This is a genomic window from Candidatus Hydrogenedentota bacterium, from assembly GCA_012730045.1.
GTDB lineage: Bacteria > Hydrogenedentota > Hydrogenedentia > Hydrogenedentales > CAITNO01 > JAAYBR01.
The window spans coordinates 1-16,968 of sequence record JAAYBR010000032.1; the positions used below are offsets into that span (position 1 = coordinate 1).

Genomic DNA, 16,968 nt, shown 5'->3' on the forward strand with positions numbered 1-16,968 from the left:
CCGAGGAAAGCGTCCGCGAACAGTACGCGGAGACCGTCAAGCCCATGGCCGACCGATGGTGCCGCCCCACCCGCGCCCACGCGGACCTCGTCCTCAACGGCGCGGACCCCGTGCCGGAGAATGTGGCGAGGATTGTGGAGTGGCTGCGCGGGGGGAAGGGAGTGGGGAGTCTGTAGTCCGGAGTCCGGAGGGAGGAAGGCGGTGGGGAGGGCGCCGTGGAACGGGCCGAGGGGAACGCGGCTTGCAGCGGGCTTTCACACCCGGGGCGGGGAATCTCCGGGCACTTGCGGGGACGGAGGGCGGTGTGTCACTGTTTGGCTTTCCCGGCGGCCGCGGGGGTGCCGTCGTCCCGACGAAAGGTTGTTTAATGCCCGCATCCGAACGCAGGAAGAGACTCCTTGCGGCCTTGGCGCTGGTGGTGTGCTCGTTTTTCTTTGTGTTTCTGGTCTGCGAGGCCGCGTTCCGGATCAAGGGCGCGCTGGGTCCCGTGCCGTTGAGCCCGGAATTGGAGCGCGACGGGGAGCGCGGCTGGCGGACGCGCCCGAACTTCCATTTCTCCGGTGTGAAGAGGGATGCGGCGGGCGCCGAACACCCCGTGGAGATCGTCACCGACGCGAACGGGTTTCGCGCGTTCGGCGACCCCGGTTCCGCCAAGTGCCGCGTGCTCTTCATCGGCGACTCTTTCACCTTCGCCAAGGACGTGAGCCAGCCGGAGCCCTTCCACGCCGTGGCGGGCAGGATGCTCGATTTGGAGGTCTTCGCCTACGGCGCCGACGGCTACGGAACGCTCCAGGAGTATCTGGTGCTGGACGCGTGGATGGACCGGATACGGCCCCATGTCGTGGTCTGGCAGTTCTGCAGGAATGACTTCATCGGAAACCAGCCGGAACTCACGCGCGCAAGCGCCAAGAACCAGTGCCATGTCGCCCAGCCGTTTCTCTTTGCGGACGGGTCCATTCGCCGCATCAACCCGGGCGAGGGCCGGTGGTCGCAGGGAGTCCGCCCCCTCCCCTCGGCGCTTCTCCGCTCGCTGGCCTACCGCCTGGACAACCGGAACGGCTTTCCCACCCCGGAGAGCACCGTCGAGAACATCATCGAGAGAGAGGGGCCCCAGTTTCCGCCTTTCCAGCGGGCGGTGGAGACCACGGAGAGGCTGTTCGAGATAATCCGGGTGCGCTGCGGCGAGACGCCCCTGCTTGTGTTTGACGTGGAGGCCCGGGAGCCGTATTCGGAGGCGTTCCGTGACATCTGCGTCCGCCGGGGGCTCGTGCGGGTGGAGGGTGTCGCGGAAGCCGTTCAGCGGGCCGCCGCCTCCGGATCGGTGGTCTTTGCCGAGGATGGGGGGCATTGGAACGCGGAGGGCCACCGGATCTGCGGTGAGCTGCTGGTGGAGGCGCTCCAGCCCCTCTGCCAGGCGCGCCGAAGCGCGCCGTCTCCGGAGGGCCGGCGGTAGGGCGAAAACGCGGCGGCCCGCGCCCGTCAGGCGATGCGGATGGCGGTGGAGAGGGCGCCGCGGAACTGGTCGAGGTGGACGCGGCAGGATTCGGGGGTGGTGTCGCGGGCGTCGGGGGGGAGGAGGTCCTCGACGACGACCCCCTGCGCGCCGAGGCGGGCGGCGCGGCCCATGAGGGCGACGTCGGCGCAGCCGTGGACGATGATCCCGGCGCGAAGCTCCTGGTAGCGGAGGTATTCGCCGAGGAGTTTGACGCGCTCGGTGACGGGTCCTGCGGCGGCCGCGCCGCCGCCGGGCTCGGCGGACAGGAGGACCACGCGGTCCACCAGCGGAAGAAGATAGTCCGCCTTGGTCAGGGGGGTGCAGGGGAGCATCGCGATGCCGGGGGACACGCCGAGGTCGCGCAGGCGCCCGAGGGCGCGGTGGGGGTGGGGGCAGCCCTCGAGCTGGAGGGTGACCCGGGCGCAGCCGAGCCCCGCGAGGGCCTCCAGCACCGCCGACCCGCCGCACACGGGGACGTGCAGATGGCAGGGCAGGGCGGACGCGGCGGCGGCGGCCCGGACGGTGTCGGCGCCCAGCCCGCGCAGGGGCGTCTCAGACGGGTCGCCCAGGGGCATGAACCATTCGTCGGCGCCCGTGTCCCCCCGGAGAAACGGCTCCAAGTGAAGCTGGGGAAGGGACGCCGCGGACAGGGAAATCTTCGGTAGGGAATTGGCCACCTCTGTCTTCTCCTCTTGACGAAACCGGTCACTCAGCGGGATAGGCCGCCAGAAACGCGTCCACCGCGGCCGCCAGCGGCATGCTGGGCTGGGCCCCCTCGCTCTTGGCGGCCAGCGCCCCGGCGGCGTTCGCAAAGCGCAGGGTGTCGCGCATGCGGGCGGGGTCCCACCGCAGGGCGAGGGCCGCCGTGAAGGCGTCGCCCGCCGCGGTGGTGTCCACGGCCTCCACCGGGAACGCGGGGACGTGCAGCTCGCCCGTCGGGCCGAGGTAGTAGGAGCCGCGGTCGCCGAGCTTGAGGACCACGTGGTCCACGCCCATGTCGAGCAGCTCCTGGGCCGCCTTGTGCACCCCGTCCATCGTGTCCACGGCGATGCCCGTGAGGGTCTCGGCCTCCGTCTCGTTCGGCGAGACAATGTCGGCCAGGCACAGCATGTCAGGGGACAGGTTCCGCGCGGGGCCGGCGTCGAGGATGGCGAGGGCACCGCACTCGCGGGCCATGCGCAGGGAGGCCTCGACGGTGCCCAGGGGGGTCTCCAGCTGGAGCAGGACGGCGTCGGCGTCCTGGAACACCTCGCGCCGCTCCAGCACGTCGGAGGCGCGCAGGCAGAAGTTCGCGCCCGAAGCCACCACAATGCTGCTTTCCCCGGACTCGCCCACCAGGATCATCGCAACCCCCGTGGGGGCGTCGGAGACGGTGCGCACGTGCGACACGTCCACCCCGGAGGCGGTGAGGCCGTCCAGCTGCTGGCGGCCGAAGAGGTCGTCGCCCACGCAGGCGATGAGGGAGACCTCGCCGCCGAGCCGCGCCGCGGCCACCGCCTGGTTCGCGCCCTTGCCGCCCGACACCGTCTGGAAGGACTGGCCGATGACGGTTTCACCGGAGCGGGGCATGCGGGACACCCGCAGAACCAGGTCCATGCTGGAGCTTCCGACGACCAAGACCTTTCTCGCGTCCATGAGGCTCATCCTTCCACCTGTTGCAGTGTCCGGCCGCGGCAAGCAGCCCCCTTCTTGCCGTCACGGGGATTATAGCAACCGGAACCCGGGACCGCAATGCGGGGGATCAGACCCCTCCAACGGGCAAGACAGCGGTCAGCATCGGGCAGGCTGCGCGAAAGCGCGGAACAACGCGCACCGTCCTGGGCGGAACGCCCCTCCCCCGCGGAGGAGACGGGCATGGCGTTGAAAAAGAGGGCGCCGCCGGGATCAACCGGGTGCCCGTTCCACCAGGAGGAGGAGTCCGCCGTCGAAGGGCGCGTAGGTGAGCAGGTGCCCGCTTTTCAGGACGCGCTCGCGCAGGGCGAGGACGTGGGGCGGGCGGCGGGTGTGCTCCCACCAGGACTCGACATACCAGACGCGGCGCGCGCCCGCCAGCGCCTCGTCCACGGGCACGGGCATGGCACCGTAGAACTCCCAGGCGTTCGGGTTGGGAAAAGAGCCGAGGAATCCCTCCAGCTCCGCGGGGTCGCCGTAAATGCACTGCTGGGGGATGTTCCGTCCTTGCAGATAATGCCGGAGGGGCAGCAGGGTGAAGTGGCTGGCGTGCAGCACCCGGTCGCCCGGCTGAAACCCGTCGGCGATCCGGCGGGCGGCGGCGCGGTTGTCGGGCTTGTAGCGCACCCCCATGAGGTGGGTGTCCAGGGGGTGGATGCGCTGGGCATGCTCGTCCGCCACGGTCACCCCCATGAGGGCGAGCAGGACGGCCCAGACAACGGCCCGCAGGGGACGGCGCGGCAAGGCGGCGATCCCCAGGGCGACCACGCCGCAGTAGACGGCGCCCGCAAAGAGGAACTGCCGGTGCTCGTAGTAGGGCACCCGGGGAAACTGCCAGAAGAGCAGGTTTCCCGCCACGGGAAACACCACGAGCAGAAACGCCATGCCCGCGCGCCGGGGGTCGCGCCGCAGGCTCCAGAGGCCGGCGAGAAAGAGCGCGAGAGAAACGGCCAGGAGCGGCCAGTACACCTCGCGGCGGTCCGTGAACCCCGCGAGGAAGGTCTTGAAGGTGATCAGAAACTGCTTTGCGTCCGGATGGATGGTGTAGACGTTCGTGATGCTGGCGATCAGTCTTCCGGCCCGGGCGGCCATGAGGAGCATGGGCAGGCTCAGGAGGCCGGCGGCGGCGTTGGCGAGAAACCACCCCGGAAGCAGGTGCCACCGGAACAGGACGGCCCATCCGCCCGTCAGCGCAAGGGTGAGCAGCACCCACGCGGCAAAAAAATGGTTGTACATGCCCAGCGCGCCCGCGAGGGCGTAGGCGGCCCACCAGCCGGGGCGGTTCCCCTCCAGCGCGCGGTCCAGGCAGTACCATGCCGCCAGGGCGATGAGCAGCATGGAGGCATAGGGCCTGATTTCGTGGGCGTACATGATTTGAAAGGGCGACAGGGCGCAGAGCAGCGCCCCGCCGAAGGCGGCGCCCGGGCCGAGAACACGGCGAAAACAGGCGAAGGCCAGCGCCACCGCCGCGGTGGAGAAAAGCAGGGGAATGACGTGGACGAGCGCGTCGTGGGCACGCGTGGCGCGGTCCAGCCCCAGCCACGGCCCGAGCACACGGTTGGGCAGCACCGCCAGCCAGGTGAGCAGGGGCGGATCGTTGGTCCGGCCCCAATCAAGCGCGTCCAGGGGGGACGCCAGGGCGTCCGCGAGCAGCGTCGTGGCCCCCTCGTCATACCAGAGGCTCCGGTCGCCCAGGCCCCACAGGCGGACCGACAGGGCGATCCCCACCGCAAGGAGCAGAAGGACGGCGGGGCGGACCCCGCGCCGTGGGCTGTGTTCGTTCCGGGCCATGCCCCCTACTTTACCAGAGTCAGCCAGTAGCGGAAAGCATCCCAGTAATTCCGCAGGACCACGGGGTTTCTCGCCCGCCAGAGGGCGCGGGCGATGTAGCGGGGCCGGAGGTAGTAGCGGCGATAGGCGGACCGGATGACCCGCGAAACCTGCTCCGCGTCCCGGTAGCCTTTGGGCACATAGACCGGCTGGTGCATTTCCGTGCCCGGGGGCACGAGGGTGCCCTCAAGGGCCGCCAAGTCGCCCAGGGCCGTGCCCGCGCTGGGATGGTAGGGGTAGAAGATCATCCAGTCTATGTTCAGTTCGCAGGCGAAACGGATGGTCTCCTCGGCGATCTCCGGCGTGTCGCCGGGCATGGCGAAGATGAACGACCCGCGGATTTCCATGCCCGCGGCCTTCGCCCATTTCACGGCCTGCCGCGCCTGGTCCAGGGTGATGCCCTTTCGGATCGCGTCCAGCATGCCCTGGTTGCCCGACTCAAAGCCGTAATAGACGTTGTAGCAGCCCGAGCGCGCCATGCGCCGCAGCATCTCCTCCGTCACCGTGTTCACCCTGCCGAACACCGTCCAGGTGAGGTTCAGCCGCTCCCCGTCCAGCAGGTCGCAGAAACGGGACACCCACTTGCCGTTGATGCAGAAATTGTCGTCCCAAAAAATGACCTCGCGGATGCCGCGCGCGGCGAGCCGCCTCAATTCGTCCACCACGTTCTCCGGGCTGCGGCGGCTGTACGGGGCGGCATAGCACCCCCCCTGAAAGCAGAAACGGCACTTGCCGTAGGGGCAGCCGCGGGACGTGATCACCGTCGTCGCGGGGCGGCGCCGGCACTGGTTGGGCAGGGGCGCATACAGGCGGTCCTCATAGATGTGCCGCGCGGGGTGCGGCAGGAGGTCCTGGTCGCGCAGGGGGGGGCGGACAGGGGTGGTCACGGGCCGTCCGTCCGGCCCGCGGTAGAGGAGCCCTTTCACCGTGTCGAGCGGCCGGCCGTGTTCGAGGGCCCCCAGCAGTTCCGCCAGCGTCTCCTCGCCCTCGCCGGGCACCAGAATGTCCACGCCGGGAAAATCCGCGAGCGCGCTGTCGAAGAAGGAGGTCACATGCGGGCCGCCCATGATGACGGGCAGGCCGGGCCGCGCCTCCTTGAGCAGGCCGGAGATCCTTCGGGCGGCGTCGGCGAGCTGGGTCAGGCAGGAGATGCCGACGGCGTCGGGTTCCAGGTCCAGCACCCGTTTCACGGCGGCGGCCTCGTCCAGGTTCAGCGCCTGGGCGTCCACAAAGGCCGCCGTGTGCCCGGCCGCCTCCGCGGAGGCGGCCAGATACCCCACGCCCAGCGGGGGCAGAATGCCCCGGCGCAGCACGCCGCCGCCGCCGTACGATTTCACCAGCTCGTACGAGGGCATGACAAACACAATCTTCATGAGCCGCTCCGGTTGGGGCGCCCGCGGGGGCGCCGCAAACACCTACTATAGTGTCTCCGCCCGGTGGAACAACACTCCGGGGGCCGGGTCCCTTCCCGGGCGTCAGGCGCGCAGACGGTCCAGGGGCAGGGTGATGAGCACCTGGCAGCCGCCGCCGCCAGGGGCGGAGGTCATCTCGATGGCGCCGCCGTGCTCCTCGATGACCCCGCGGGTGATGGACAGGCCGAGTCCGGTGCCGCCGGGCTTGGTGGTGTAATAGGGGTCGAACACGCGCTCCAGGGCCTCGCGGTCGAGGCCGGGGCCGTCGTCGCGGACCTCCACCTGGCAGGCCGTCTCGGTCACGCGGGAGAACAGGCGCACGCGCCCCCCCTCGGGGCAGGCCTCCAGCGCGTTGAGCAGGACATTGAGCACGGCGCGGCTGATGTGGCGGGCGTCGAGCATGAGCCGGAGCCCGCCCGCGCCGCATTCCGCCGTGAGCCGCACGCCGCGCTGGTCGGCCTCGCGGCCCAGCAGGCCGACGCATTCCTGGAGCAGGGCGTCGAGGTCCACGGGCTCGGGGTGCAGCTCCGTCTCCCGCGCGAGGGAGAGGAACCCCGACACGATCTCCTCGAGCCGGCCCACCTCGTTGCGGATGGTGCGCAGGGACCGGGCGGGGGGGGAGTCCGGGTCGCCGAGCTGCTCCACGGCGTGGCCGGAGAGGAGCTTGATGGCGTTGAGGGGGTTGCGCACGTCGTGGGCGACGCCCGCGGCGAGCGTGCCGAGGGCGGAGAGGCGCTGGGCCTGGCGGAGCCGCGCCTCGACGGTCTCCTTCTCGCGCAGGGACTCGATCATGCGGTTGAAGGTGGTTTCCAGGGCGAGGACCTCGCCGGAGGCCCCGGAGGTGGCCACGGGCTCGAGATGCCCCGAACCGACGGCCGCGCAGCTCTCGGCGAGCCGCCGCAGGGGGTGCAGGGCCTTCCAGATGAACCAGACCATGGCGCCCAGGGCGAGCAGGAACACCGCCGTCACGGCGAGGAGGTAGCGGCTGGTGAAGGCGTGGAGGATTTCCGTCTGCGGCACGATGGTCATGGAGGCGGTGAGGAGCACGGTCCGCCCCTCGCTGGTGAGGGGCACGCGGGCCACGCGGAGGAAGCTGCCGTCCCGCTGCCGCTCGATGGTGAAGGTGGCGCCGGGCTCCTCGGCCGCCGGGCGGTCCTCCAGGCGGATGTCGAAGCCCTTGTGCAGGTCCATCAGCTCGCCCTCGAGGGCCTGATAGTCCCCCTGGAAACCCTCGTCCAGACGGAGTTCCAGGCTCCGCGCGATGTCGAGGGTGCTCGCCTCCATCTGCACCGCCGCCTCGTGGAAGAAGTACCGCGCGATCACCACCACGGCCGCGAACAGACACAGCAGCAAGACGCCGCACAGCACGACCACGCGCAGGAAGAGGGTGTTCCGCCAGCGCGCAAGGGGCGGGGAAAGCGGGGCCGGGGTCTCGTCGGGGACACGGACGCTCATGGCGCGGGCGGCGGGGCGATCCCGAGGAATTGCATGATTTCCTGGATGTCCACCCAGGCCTTCGCCTTCTCGCCGGGGCTCCGCAGCAGGTAGGCGGGATGGTAGGTCACGCGCAGGGGGATGCCGTGGTAGGTGTGCCACACGCCGCGCAGGCTGCCGACGGTGGCGTTGGTCTTGAGAATGGTCTGGGCCGCCGTGCCGCCGAGGGCGCAGATGACCTTCGGCCGCAGCAGGTCGAGCTGGCGCAGGAGGAAGGGCTCGCAGCAGGCCACCTCCTCCGGGTTCGGCGTGCGGTTGTCCGGCGGGCGGCACTTGAGCACGTTGCAGATGAAAACGCTCCCGCGGGGGATCTTCATGCCCTTCTCGATAATGTCCGTCAGGAGGTGGCCCGCCCGCCCCACGAAGGGGCGGCCCTGCGCGTCCTCGTCCGCGCCGGGCGCCTCGCCCACAAAGACCAGGTCCGCGTTCGGGTTGCCCTCGCCGGGCACCGTGTGGCGGCGCGTGGCGTGGAGCGGGCAGGCGGTGCACCCCCGCACCTCGTCGGCGATGCGCTCCAGCCCGTCCGGCGGCCCGCACGCGGCGGCGGCCCGCGGCGGCGCGGGCGCGGTGGACAGCCCCTCCAGCAGGCGGGCGGTGTGGCGCGACAGGCGCACCTTGGGCGGCGTGCCGCGCGCCGCCTTCTTGGCGAGGCTCCGCACGTCCTCCACCGCCTCGGCGTAGAGTTCTTCGGGCGTTCTGGAAGCGTCGGTCATGGGGGTACTCCGGGTGCCCATGATAGCACGGCCCCGCCCCCCGGCGGGAAGCCGGGCCGGGCTCTGCCATCCGACCGATCGGTCGGATCCGTCGGATCGGTCGGAGGAGTCCTCTCCCCTGCTCCGCCCCCCTCCACCTCCCCCGCCCGCGCATGCCGCCATTCCCCGGGGTTCGCGTGGCCGTCGCGGTCGCCATCGGCGCCGGGGTCGGGCGGCGGCGGCGGGGCGGGAGACCGTCATTTGCCCCCCGTGCGCGGCCGCGTCGTTTGACATGTTCCGGGTTCATGCGCCACAATGCAAATCCGCCGTGGAGCAGCGTTTCGGGCTTTTCGGCAGTCAGGAGGCTCTTCTGTGAATCGTCTGCGTGTGTTTCTCGCCATCGCGGCCAAGCCCGTGTTTCTGCTCCCGCAAGTGGCCCCCCCGATGGGCCTGCTCTATCTGGCGGCGTATCTGCGCGAGAAGTTTGACACCGACATCCGCATCGTCAACCAGCGGAAGGACAACTGTTCGGTTGAAGAGCTCGCAAAGCACGCCGTGGACTTCGGGGCGGACGTGGTGGGCATCAGCGCCCTGACGCCCTCGGCGCACGAGGTTCCCCCCCTGACCTGCATGATTCGGAAGGGTCTTCCCAACGCCCTGATTGTGCTTGGCGGCCCGAATGTCACGGCTTCGGGCGCCGACGCGATGGCGGGCACGGAGGCGGACGCCGCCGTGTCGGGGGAGGGGGAGCTGACCTTGGAGGCGCTGATAAACGCATGGTTCGACGGCGGCAGGGACCTGAGCAAAATACCAAACCTGATGTGGCGCGCCCCGGACGGCTCTGTGGTGAGGAATCCCGGCGAGACGCCCCTCGTAGAGGACCTGGACTCGCTTCCGTTTCCGGCCTATGACCTCATAGACATGAAAGACTACTGGAAGTCCCTGTCGTTCACGCCGATCCCGCACCGGAAGTACATTTCGCTGTTCACAAGCCGGGGCTGCCCCTACAAGTGCATCTATTGCCACCGCGTGTTCGAGAAACGCTTCCGCGCCCATTCGGCCGGGCGCGTCGTTGACGAGATAGAGCACTATGTCAAGACCTACGGCATAGACACGGTGGAGATACTGGACGATGTGTTCAATCTTGACAACCGGCGCGTGATCGAGATCGCCGAGCTCATGAACCGGCGCAACATCAAGGTGCACATCACCGCGCCAAACGGGGTCCGCGCAGACATCTTCAAAGAGGAGACGATGGACGCGCTGGTCGGGGCCGGACTGGATTTCTGCTCGTTCGCCCTCGAGTCGGGCTCGCCGCGCATCCAGGAGCTCATGGGGAAGCGGCTGAACATCCCGAAGTTCCTGCAGACCATGGAATGGGCGAGCCGCCGGGGCGTGTTCGTCCACTGCTTCAACATGCTGGGCTTTCCAACGGAGACGGCGGAGGAGATGCAGCAGACCATTGACGTGTGCCTCAATTCCAAGACGCACACCGCATCCTTCTTCACCGTGACGCCGTATCCGGGAACCGCGCTTTACCGCCTGGCCATGGAAACCGTGCCCGAAAGGATGACCGCCCTGGATTACCGCGACATAGAGTTGTCCAACGTGCGCATCAACCTGTCGGCGGTTCCGGACAACGTTCTGTTCGCCTATCAGCGCAAAGCCCAGCGGACTTTTTACATGCGGCCGTCCCGCATATGGCGCATCCTTCGGGACCATCCGCAGCGGACCTCCCTGCTGGGGTACGGCATGCAGTTCCTGCTGCGTGCGAACAAGCAATTGCTTGGCGGCGGCGGTTCATAGCCGGAGCGCGCGGCGGAACCCGGCCCCCCGGTGGGAAGCCGGACCGGGCTCTGCCATCCGACTGATCGGTCGGATCCGTCGGATCGGTCGGAGGAGTCCTCTCCCCTACTCCGCCCCCTCCACCTCCCCCGCCTGCGCGTGCAGCCATTCCTCGAGGTTCGTGTAGCCGTCGCGGTCGTCGTCGGCGCCGGGGGCCGGCGGCAGCTCCAGCGGACGGCGCGTGGCGGCGTCCTGGGGCATGCCGCCGACCTGCTCCTGGCTGTCAATAATGCGCCCCGCGCCGGTGCGGACCTCGTCCACGACCCGGGTGTCCACCGCGTCGCGGTCCGCCGGGCGCGCGCCCGCATGGGCCAGCACCCAGTCCGCCACCGTGGCGGCGGGGCGCACAGTGAGCGGGGAAACGCGCACCGGTGAGTCCTCCAGCCGCGCGAGGTTCACACGCCGGGTGGACCAGGCCCACTCGCCCCATTCGGCGCGGCCCGGGCACAGGTTGTCGAACATGCCCACGACGGCCGTGCGCTGGGTGTGGACGTGCACCGTGACCAGGGGCACCCCGCGGCGCGTGTCCGGTCCCGGTTTTAGCACGTTGCCCATGAACGCCGTGAGGGAGGGGCCGGACGAATTGTAGTCGCCGACGTGCATCGCGTTGCGGCGCGGGTTGTAGACCAGGTTGTTGACCACCAGCGCGCTGACGTCGCCCTTCACATAGGGGTTGCGCTCGTCGTTGTGCGCGAAGAGGCACCCGGCGACGGCGATCCGCCGGCCGTGGTCGCCCAGGAGCAGGCCCTTGGAATGCTCGCCCTCCGGGTGGATGGAGTGCGACAGGTTCTCCGAGAAAATGCAGCCGCTGAAGGTCACATCGCGCACGCCCGCGCCCCAGTGGCTCGCGCCCTCGTCCACCGCCCAGCCCACCGAGCAGTGGTCCACCACCACGTTGAACGCCTGACCGTCCCCGCCCGGATAGACCGACAGGCCGTCGCGGGCGTCCCCCGGCGGGCCGGGCATCCGGTCGCCCACGCGGATGCGCAGATGCCGCACCAGCGCGTCGTGCGTGGCGATGACCAGCCCCGCCCCCGTCAGCGTGATCCCCGGCGGGGGCGCGGTCTCGCCCGCCACGGTCACAAAGGGGTGCGGGATGGTCAGCGGCTCCGACAGGCGGATGACCCCGCCCGCCTCGAACACCACCACGCGCGGCCCCGGCGTCTCCAAAGCGGCGCGCAGCGTGCCGGGCCCGGCGGACTCCAGCGACGTGACGCGCAGCACCGCGCCACCGCGCCCGGCGGGCGTGTCCGTGCCGAAACCCTCCGCGCCGGGAAACACGGGCAGCGCGCCCGACAGGTCGCGCACGGCGTCCCGCAGCCCGGGCGACCCCGCCAAGTTCGGCGGAAACACCAGCGACGGCACCACGAGCAGCGCGGCCATCCCCGCCGCCGCGAGAACGCCCAGAACTGTCAGCACCCGTTTGCCAGTCACTCTGTTCTCTCCCATGGTGGTCATTCCGTGCCGGCACGGAAGGCGGATGTGGGGCGGCGTTTCGAACGCAGACCGTCAGCTTAACAGGGGAAAGCCCTTCGGTCAACCGAGAGGAAACTCCGCCAAGAACGACCTCAAGCAACCGGTCGGAGGAGGTGGGAAGCAAGGAATTTCAAAGAACCACGGCGTCAAGTGGTGACTTTAATCCGCAGGCTTGGGTCAGTTTCGTGTTCCTCGATGATTTTGTTGTACTCCGCAACAAGCTGGGCGGCCGTGGCTTTCCTTCCGGCACCGCCGAACTTCCCAATTTCATAGAGATTTCCCGCCAGGAACTGCTCCGCCTCGAAAACGTCCACCCGGTCCGCAATGCCTTCCAGCTCCGCCTGCCCTTCCGCCATCGCCGCGCCCTTTGCCGTGGTGATGATCACGGGTTTGAGGCCGTTGGCCAGATTCTTATCGCATTTCTGCATCAGGGCTTCCGATGGCAGCATCGTGACATGTATCGCCACATCCTCAACGATGAAATCTCCGGGCCTTCCAGAAGGATCATCCGCCACGCTGGCCCCATGGTGTTCAACTCCGGCAGGCAAAAGAAGCGTCAGTTTTGCCCCGACAAGATGCTGGAGCATGGTTCCCGCGAAGGTGGTTCCCGGAAACTGCGACTGTCTCTTCTGTGCCTGGGCCAGCAAATCCCTTACCACCGCCCGCAGCGACTTCGACGTGTCATAGTTCAGAAAGAACGGCCCCGCCGCAAAAAATGCCCTCACCCGTTGAACCCACCACTCTTCAATGAATGTGAGATCAGCCTCTTTCTTCGAGTGCAGGTTGTTCAGAAAGGCAACATACTTTTTCATGTTGCCGACGCTTCCGCGGCTTGTCCTTCCACCCTCTTCGGCCAGTGTCCGGATGATGCCGTGGTCCTTTAAAATGGACTGCACCGCCGCCTTTCCCAGCCCCGCGACCTGCCCCCCGGCATCGGTAAGAAGCTCGTCAGGTGCCAGGGGTAGTCCCACGTCCCGCGCGTGCCGGGTGACCACTAGGGCCACACACAGCGGCCCTTTCCCCCTCATTCCTTCTTTTTCCGCGAATTCCCGCAGCCTCTTGTCCAGATTCACATTCACACTCGTTTCTCCCCGCGATGTCAGCCAGTGGGGCAAGTAAATGTTGTGACAGGTAGCGAACCACGGGGACGACAACCGCGTCCCCCATGGCCCTGTAGCCATCGTTGTAAGTGCCCGGAATCTTGTACCCCTCACGGACTCCCATCAGGGCGGCCGCCTCCCGAACGGTCAGCAGGCGTGTCCCAAGCTTGCCGTCACGCCTGATAACCAGGAACTGCCGGCTGCTCCCCCCCTCCGGAGTGCGGAGACAACCCGCCACTCCGTCAAAACGCAGTTCCAACACCTGCCGTCCGTTGCGGACCCGTTTGTATCCTGGAAAAACGGACAGCCGCTTTTCATGCTCGATCTTCTTGCGATGCGTCTCCGGAACAAGCGCCAAGACATGGCTGCTCTTGTCTTCGACGTCCATCGGGGCGTCAAAATCAATCAAATCCTCCAGGGAGACCTTTCTGCGGGGGGGAGGCGGCAAGTGCCACCACACCCAGTCCTTCAGTCCCTTCGCGGCGTTTTGCACCGGGCGGGGATGGCACCACGTTGGTCTCGCCGTCTCCATGCACCGGGTATCCACGTCACGCTTTACAGCGACCACAAACACCCGCTTGCGGGACTGGGGCACCCAATGAACCGCGTCGAGAAGAAGCGCCCCAACCTTGTACCCCCTTTCGACCAGGGCATTGTGCAGCAGACGGTAATGCGCCCCTCCCTCCGCGGACACGAGTCCCGCGACGTTCTCCGCGGCCAGCACAGGGGGTCTGCGTTCGCCCATCTCATCCATGATGCGAAGCCAATGCCAGACCAAACCGCTTCTCTCCGCGGAGATGCCCCGCATATTGCCCGCCAGAGAAAGGTCCTGGCAGGGGAAACTGGCCCAAGACAGCTCCGCTTCCGGCAGACGCTCGCCCTTAACACCCTCAATGGGCCCCAGCGTGAACGCCTTCCAGGAATGGTTGGCGCAGAAGACTGCGGCCTTTTTCTCGCAGATGTCATTTGCCCAGATCGTCGCAAAAAACGGACTCAGGCCCTCGGAAACGAGACCGCTCCCCGCGAAGAAATCCAACGCGGTTCTGCTGTTTCCCACTTCGCTCATGCCAAGATGCTTTCTGCGGCCTTGCCGCTGTCAATCCGGACGCTGCACACTGTCGGGTGCCGCCATGAAGCTTGGCCCCGGCTTCCGCTCCCAATATATCACATGGCAGGGCTGGGCACCCCGTGAGCGCGGGTGCGTGCCGAATTATAAGGAGTTTACGGAGTTTATCGAAAAAACCTAAACTCGCTAAACTCCTTATAATTCCAGAAGCCGGAAGGCTGGCCCGGAGGGCGGGTTTCTATGTAACCTGCTGCCAATAAGTCGGTTACTTTGGTTTGTTTCCCTCGTACATGAACACCCTGGCCGACGGTCGTTCGGGCAGGAGGAGGGGAAGCCCCTGCTCCGTGAGGGCGCGGCCGGTCAGGGACTGGGATTCTCCGGTGTCGAGGTCGGTGACGGTGTAGGCCGCCGCCGGGTCGAGGCCCCGGAGGGGGACGCGCGCGGATTCGTAGATGCTTTCCGTGCGGCGGAAGGCGCGGACCACGCCGCCGCCCAGGTCCGGACGGTCGAACTGGAGGACCATCCAGGCGTTCTCCTCGCGGGTGTACGGGGTCAGGGGATGGAAATCGCCGAGGAGGTAGGGCGCGATGCGCCGGTGTTCGGCGGTCATCTTCCGCAGAAGCGCAAAATCGGTTTTCTCCACGCCGGCGGCGGCGGGGCCGAAGGACATCTCGGGGGCCATGCTGCTGCGCCACCAGTAGGCGTCGTGGTCGTAGATGACGCCCGTGCCGTGGTAGGGGATCCACAGGGACAGGCCGTAGCTGAGGCACTGCTGGCCCGCCTCGGACCAGTACCAGTCGCTGCGGAGCAGGGGCACGGCGCGGCGGAGGGTCTCCAGGTCGTTGCGGCGGCCGCCGGAGGCGCAGGAGTCAATGAACATGTCCGGCCGCCGCGCGCGCAGGGCGTCCCAGTAGGCGAGGTAGCCCTCGACGTGCCGGATCTCCGTGAGGCCCCGCCGGTCCTCCGTGTCGGCGCCGCGCCAGAAGGGCAGCGGGTCCATGTTGAAGTCCTGCCGGTAGTGGTCAATGCCCTCCGCGTCCATGAGCCCGGCGACATGGTCCGTCAGCCATTCGCGGCAGGCGGGGTTGCCCAGGTCGAGGAGCCCGCCCTTCCGGCCGCCGTGGACCCATTCCGGACGCTCGTCGGCCAGCCAGGTGCCCGCGTGGACCCGTTCCGGCTCGAACCACACCAGCACGGACTTCCCGTGGGCGTGGACCAGGTCGCTGAGTTCGCGCAGGCCGCCGGGAAAGCGCCCCCGGTCCACCTCCCAGGTGCCGGTCTTGGGCCAGCCGGGGCCGTCGCAGGGGTACCATCCCGCGTCCTGCCACCAGCAGGTGAAGTCCACCTGCTCCGCCAGATGCCGCTCGATAAAGGCGCGCTCGGAGGCCGCCACGGTCATGAGGCCCGGGTAGTAGTTCCCGTTGCAGAGCGACCGCATCGGCGCCAGCGGCCTGCCGCCGGGGGCGGGGGTGTTGTGCGCCAGCATCCACGCGCGCCAGACGTTCTGCGCGCGGAGCCAGTCGCCCGTGTAGAACTGAAGCACCACCAGCGGCCCGCGCACCGCCTCGCCGGGGTGCAGGATGAAGTGCGCGTCCTCCTGCCCGCCGGAAATCCGGAGCGTCTCCCCGTCGTCGCGGGTGAAGTCCGCCGCCCACTGCCCGGGCCAGCCCAGCGCGCAGATCACGCCCCCGCCGCCCCACGCGATGTTGAACCCGGGGAAGACCTCCTGCGTGGGGCGGCCGCCCGTGCAGGCGAGGCGGACGCGCTCCTTCGGCGGCAGCGGCGTCTCCAGGGGCTCATAGCTGGCGCTGGTGCAGTTGTCGCCGCGGATGCCGCGCATCAGGAACTCGCTGTGCGGGTCGCGGCGGAACGCCGTGTCCACGGCCCGGACATTCTCCAGCAGCGGCGTGTCCGCCGCGCCGGTGTTCCGGAAATGCAGCGTCCACTCCACCGTGGGGAAGTCGAGATACCGCACCCCGTCGCAGCGGACCTCCAGCCCCGTCTCCGGGTCCGTCCAGGTGGCGGTGTGGCGCGCGCGGCGCGCGTCCGGCGCCTCCGTGGCGCGGGTCACCGTCCACGACGGCAGCAGGTCCGCCGACGCCTTCCCGCCGCAGGTGAACGAGAAGAACGGCGCGCCGTCGAAGCCCGGCGCGGTGCGGTCGCGCAGGGGCAGGTCGCCCAGTCCCACCACGGACCCGTCGGCGCACACCACCCGCGCGTCCGCCCAGTCCCCCTGGTCGCAGGCGTTGCCGTCGCCGCCGTCGCCGAGGCCCAGCGTGAAGACCCGCGCGCCGCCCAGGTCCGCCGACACCTCCGCCGCGGGCCCGGCCTCCGTAAGCGTGCCCGACGTCCACACCGTGCGGTCCCCCACGGAAACCGCAAACACAACGCTGCCCCTGCCGCCCGAAGTCTGGTCGTTCCCGTCCACCCCCACGACGGCCTCCAGCCGCGCGGCGGGCCGGTCCAGCGTCACCCGCAGCGCCCCCGGCGCGTGGCAGTACAGCCCCCGGTCATGCCGCCGCACCCCGCCGTCCGCGCCGCGAAGGCACAGCGGTTTGCCTCCCCGTGTGTTCTGGTGCACGGGCCCGTAATTCCCCAGCACCTCAATGAACATGCCGGGGTCCGGCGCGGGCGCGCCGGCGAACTTCGCCGCCGCCCACTCCGCCGCCGTGGCCGTCTCCCCCGGCGCCGGGGCCGCCCCGTGGACCATGCACCCGATGCCCAGTGCCGCAATGAATGCCAGCATGACCTGCCTCCCGTCCGGACGGCTTCCGCCCCGCGTCCGGGCAACCCGTCCGCACGCCATTATAGCCCGTGCGGGTCTGCCGTCCTTGCATCGCGGGCGGGGTTTTGGGGACAATGCCGGGGATGCGCCCCTGCGGGCGCG

At 68.8% G+C, this 16,968-nt stretch carries 12 protein-coding genes and 1 pseudogene; 3 read left to right on the plus strand and 10 right to left on the minus strand.

The window, feature by feature from the left end; all coding sequences use genetic code 11:
• Together GXY15_03285 and GXY15_03290 are read left to right on the plus strand one after the other, a co-directional pair.
• Positions 1-176, plus strand: a 176-nt coding sequence (locus GXY15_03285; GenBank protein NLV40238.1) for a hypothetical protein, incomplete at its 5' end; no start/stop codon positions are given.
• Positions 177-367: 191 nt separating this feature from the next.
• A complete protein-coding gene (locus GXY15_03290; protein ID NLV40239.1) occupies positions 368-1,453 on the plus strand; it encodes an SGNH/GDSL hydrolase family protein in 1,086 nt (361 codons plus the stop codon).
• A gap of 26 nt (positions 1,454-1,479) precedes the next feature.
• Here GXY15_03290 and GXY15_03295 read toward each other — a convergent pair whose 3' ends face one another.
• The 6 genes from GXY15_03295 to GXY15_03320 form a co-directional block, all read right to left on the minus strand.
• Entirely contained in the window at positions 1,480-2,172 is a 693-nt protein-coding gene (locus GXY15_03295; protein NLV40240.1) for a hypothetical protein, read from the minus strand.
• Positions 2,173-2,200: 28 nt separating this feature from the next.
• Positions 2,201-3,130: a ribokinase gene (gene rbsK, locus GXY15_03300; GenBank protein ID NLV40241.1), complete on the minus strand. Its 930-nt coding sequence runs from the start codon at positions 3,128-3,130 to the stop codon at positions 2,201-2,203.
• 249 nt (positions 3,131-3,379) lie between these two features.
• Entirely contained in the window at positions 3,380-4,957 is a 1,578-nt protein-coding gene (locus GXY15_03305; GenBank protein NLV40242.1) for a hypothetical protein, read from the minus strand.
• Positions 4,958-4,962: 5 nt separating this feature from the next.
• Positions 4,963-6,369 (minus strand): radical SAM protein, encoded by a 1,407-nt coding sequence (locus tag GXY15_03310; GenBank protein NLV40243.1) that lies wholly within the window; start codon positions 6,367-6,369, stop codon positions 4,963-4,965.
• Between the two features lie 102 nt (positions 6,370-6,471).
• Positions 6,472-7,863 carry a HAMP domain-containing protein gene (locus GXY15_03315; protein NLV40244.1) on the minus strand — a complete coding sequence of 464 codons (1,392 nt, stop codon included), beginning with the start codon at positions 7,861-7,863 and terminating at the stop codon, positions 6,472-6,474.
• Positions 7,860-8,615, minus strand: coding sequence for a uracil-DNA glycosylase (locus GXY15_03320; protein ID NLV40245.1), 756 nt, complete (start codon positions 8,613-8,615; stop codon positions 7,860-7,862). Before GXY15_03320 ends, GXY15_03315 begins: the two co-directional genes overlap by 4 nt.
• A 351-nt stretch (positions 8,616-8,966) precedes the next feature.
• Between GXY15_03320 and GXY15_03325 the strand changes: the two genes are divergently transcribed.
• Positions 8,967-10,400 carry a radical SAM protein gene (locus tag GXY15_03325; protein NLV40246.1) on the plus strand — a complete coding sequence of 478 codons (1,434 nt, stop codon included), beginning with the start codon at positions 8,967-8,969 and terminating at the stop codon, positions 10,398-10,400.
• A gap of 105 nt (positions 10,401-10,505) precedes the next feature.
• Here the strand turns inward: GXY15_03325 and GXY15_03330 are convergent, their stop codons facing one another.
• The 4 genes and pseudogenes from GXY15_03330 to GXY15_03345 form a co-directional block, all read right to left on the minus strand.
• Complete coding sequence (locus GXY15_03330) at positions 10,506-11,873, minus strand: right-handed parallel beta-helix repeat-containing protein (GenBank protein ID NLV40247.1); 1,368 nt, start codon at positions 11,871-11,873, stop codon at positions 10,506-10,508.
• 188 nt (positions 11,874-12,061) lie between these two features.
• The gene (locus tag GXY15_03335) at positions 12,062-12,943 is read right to left on the minus strand and encodes a DUF4928 family protein (GenBank protein ID NLV40248.1); all 882 of its coding nucleotides are present in this window, start codon (positions 12,941-12,943) and stop codon (positions 12,062-12,064) included.
• Positions 12,944-13,013: 70 nt separating this feature from the next.
• Positions 13,014-14,081 (minus strand): annotated as a pseudogene (locus GXY15_03340) (DNA cytosine methyltransferase).
• 265 nt (positions 14,082-14,346) lie between these two features.
• On the minus strand, positions 14,347-16,827 hold the full coding sequence (locus GXY15_03345; GenBank protein ID NLV40249.1) for a hypothetical protein: 2,481 nt from the start codon (positions 16,825-16,827) through the stop codon (positions 14,347-14,349).
• Positions 16,828-16,968 lie beyond the last annotated feature (141 nt).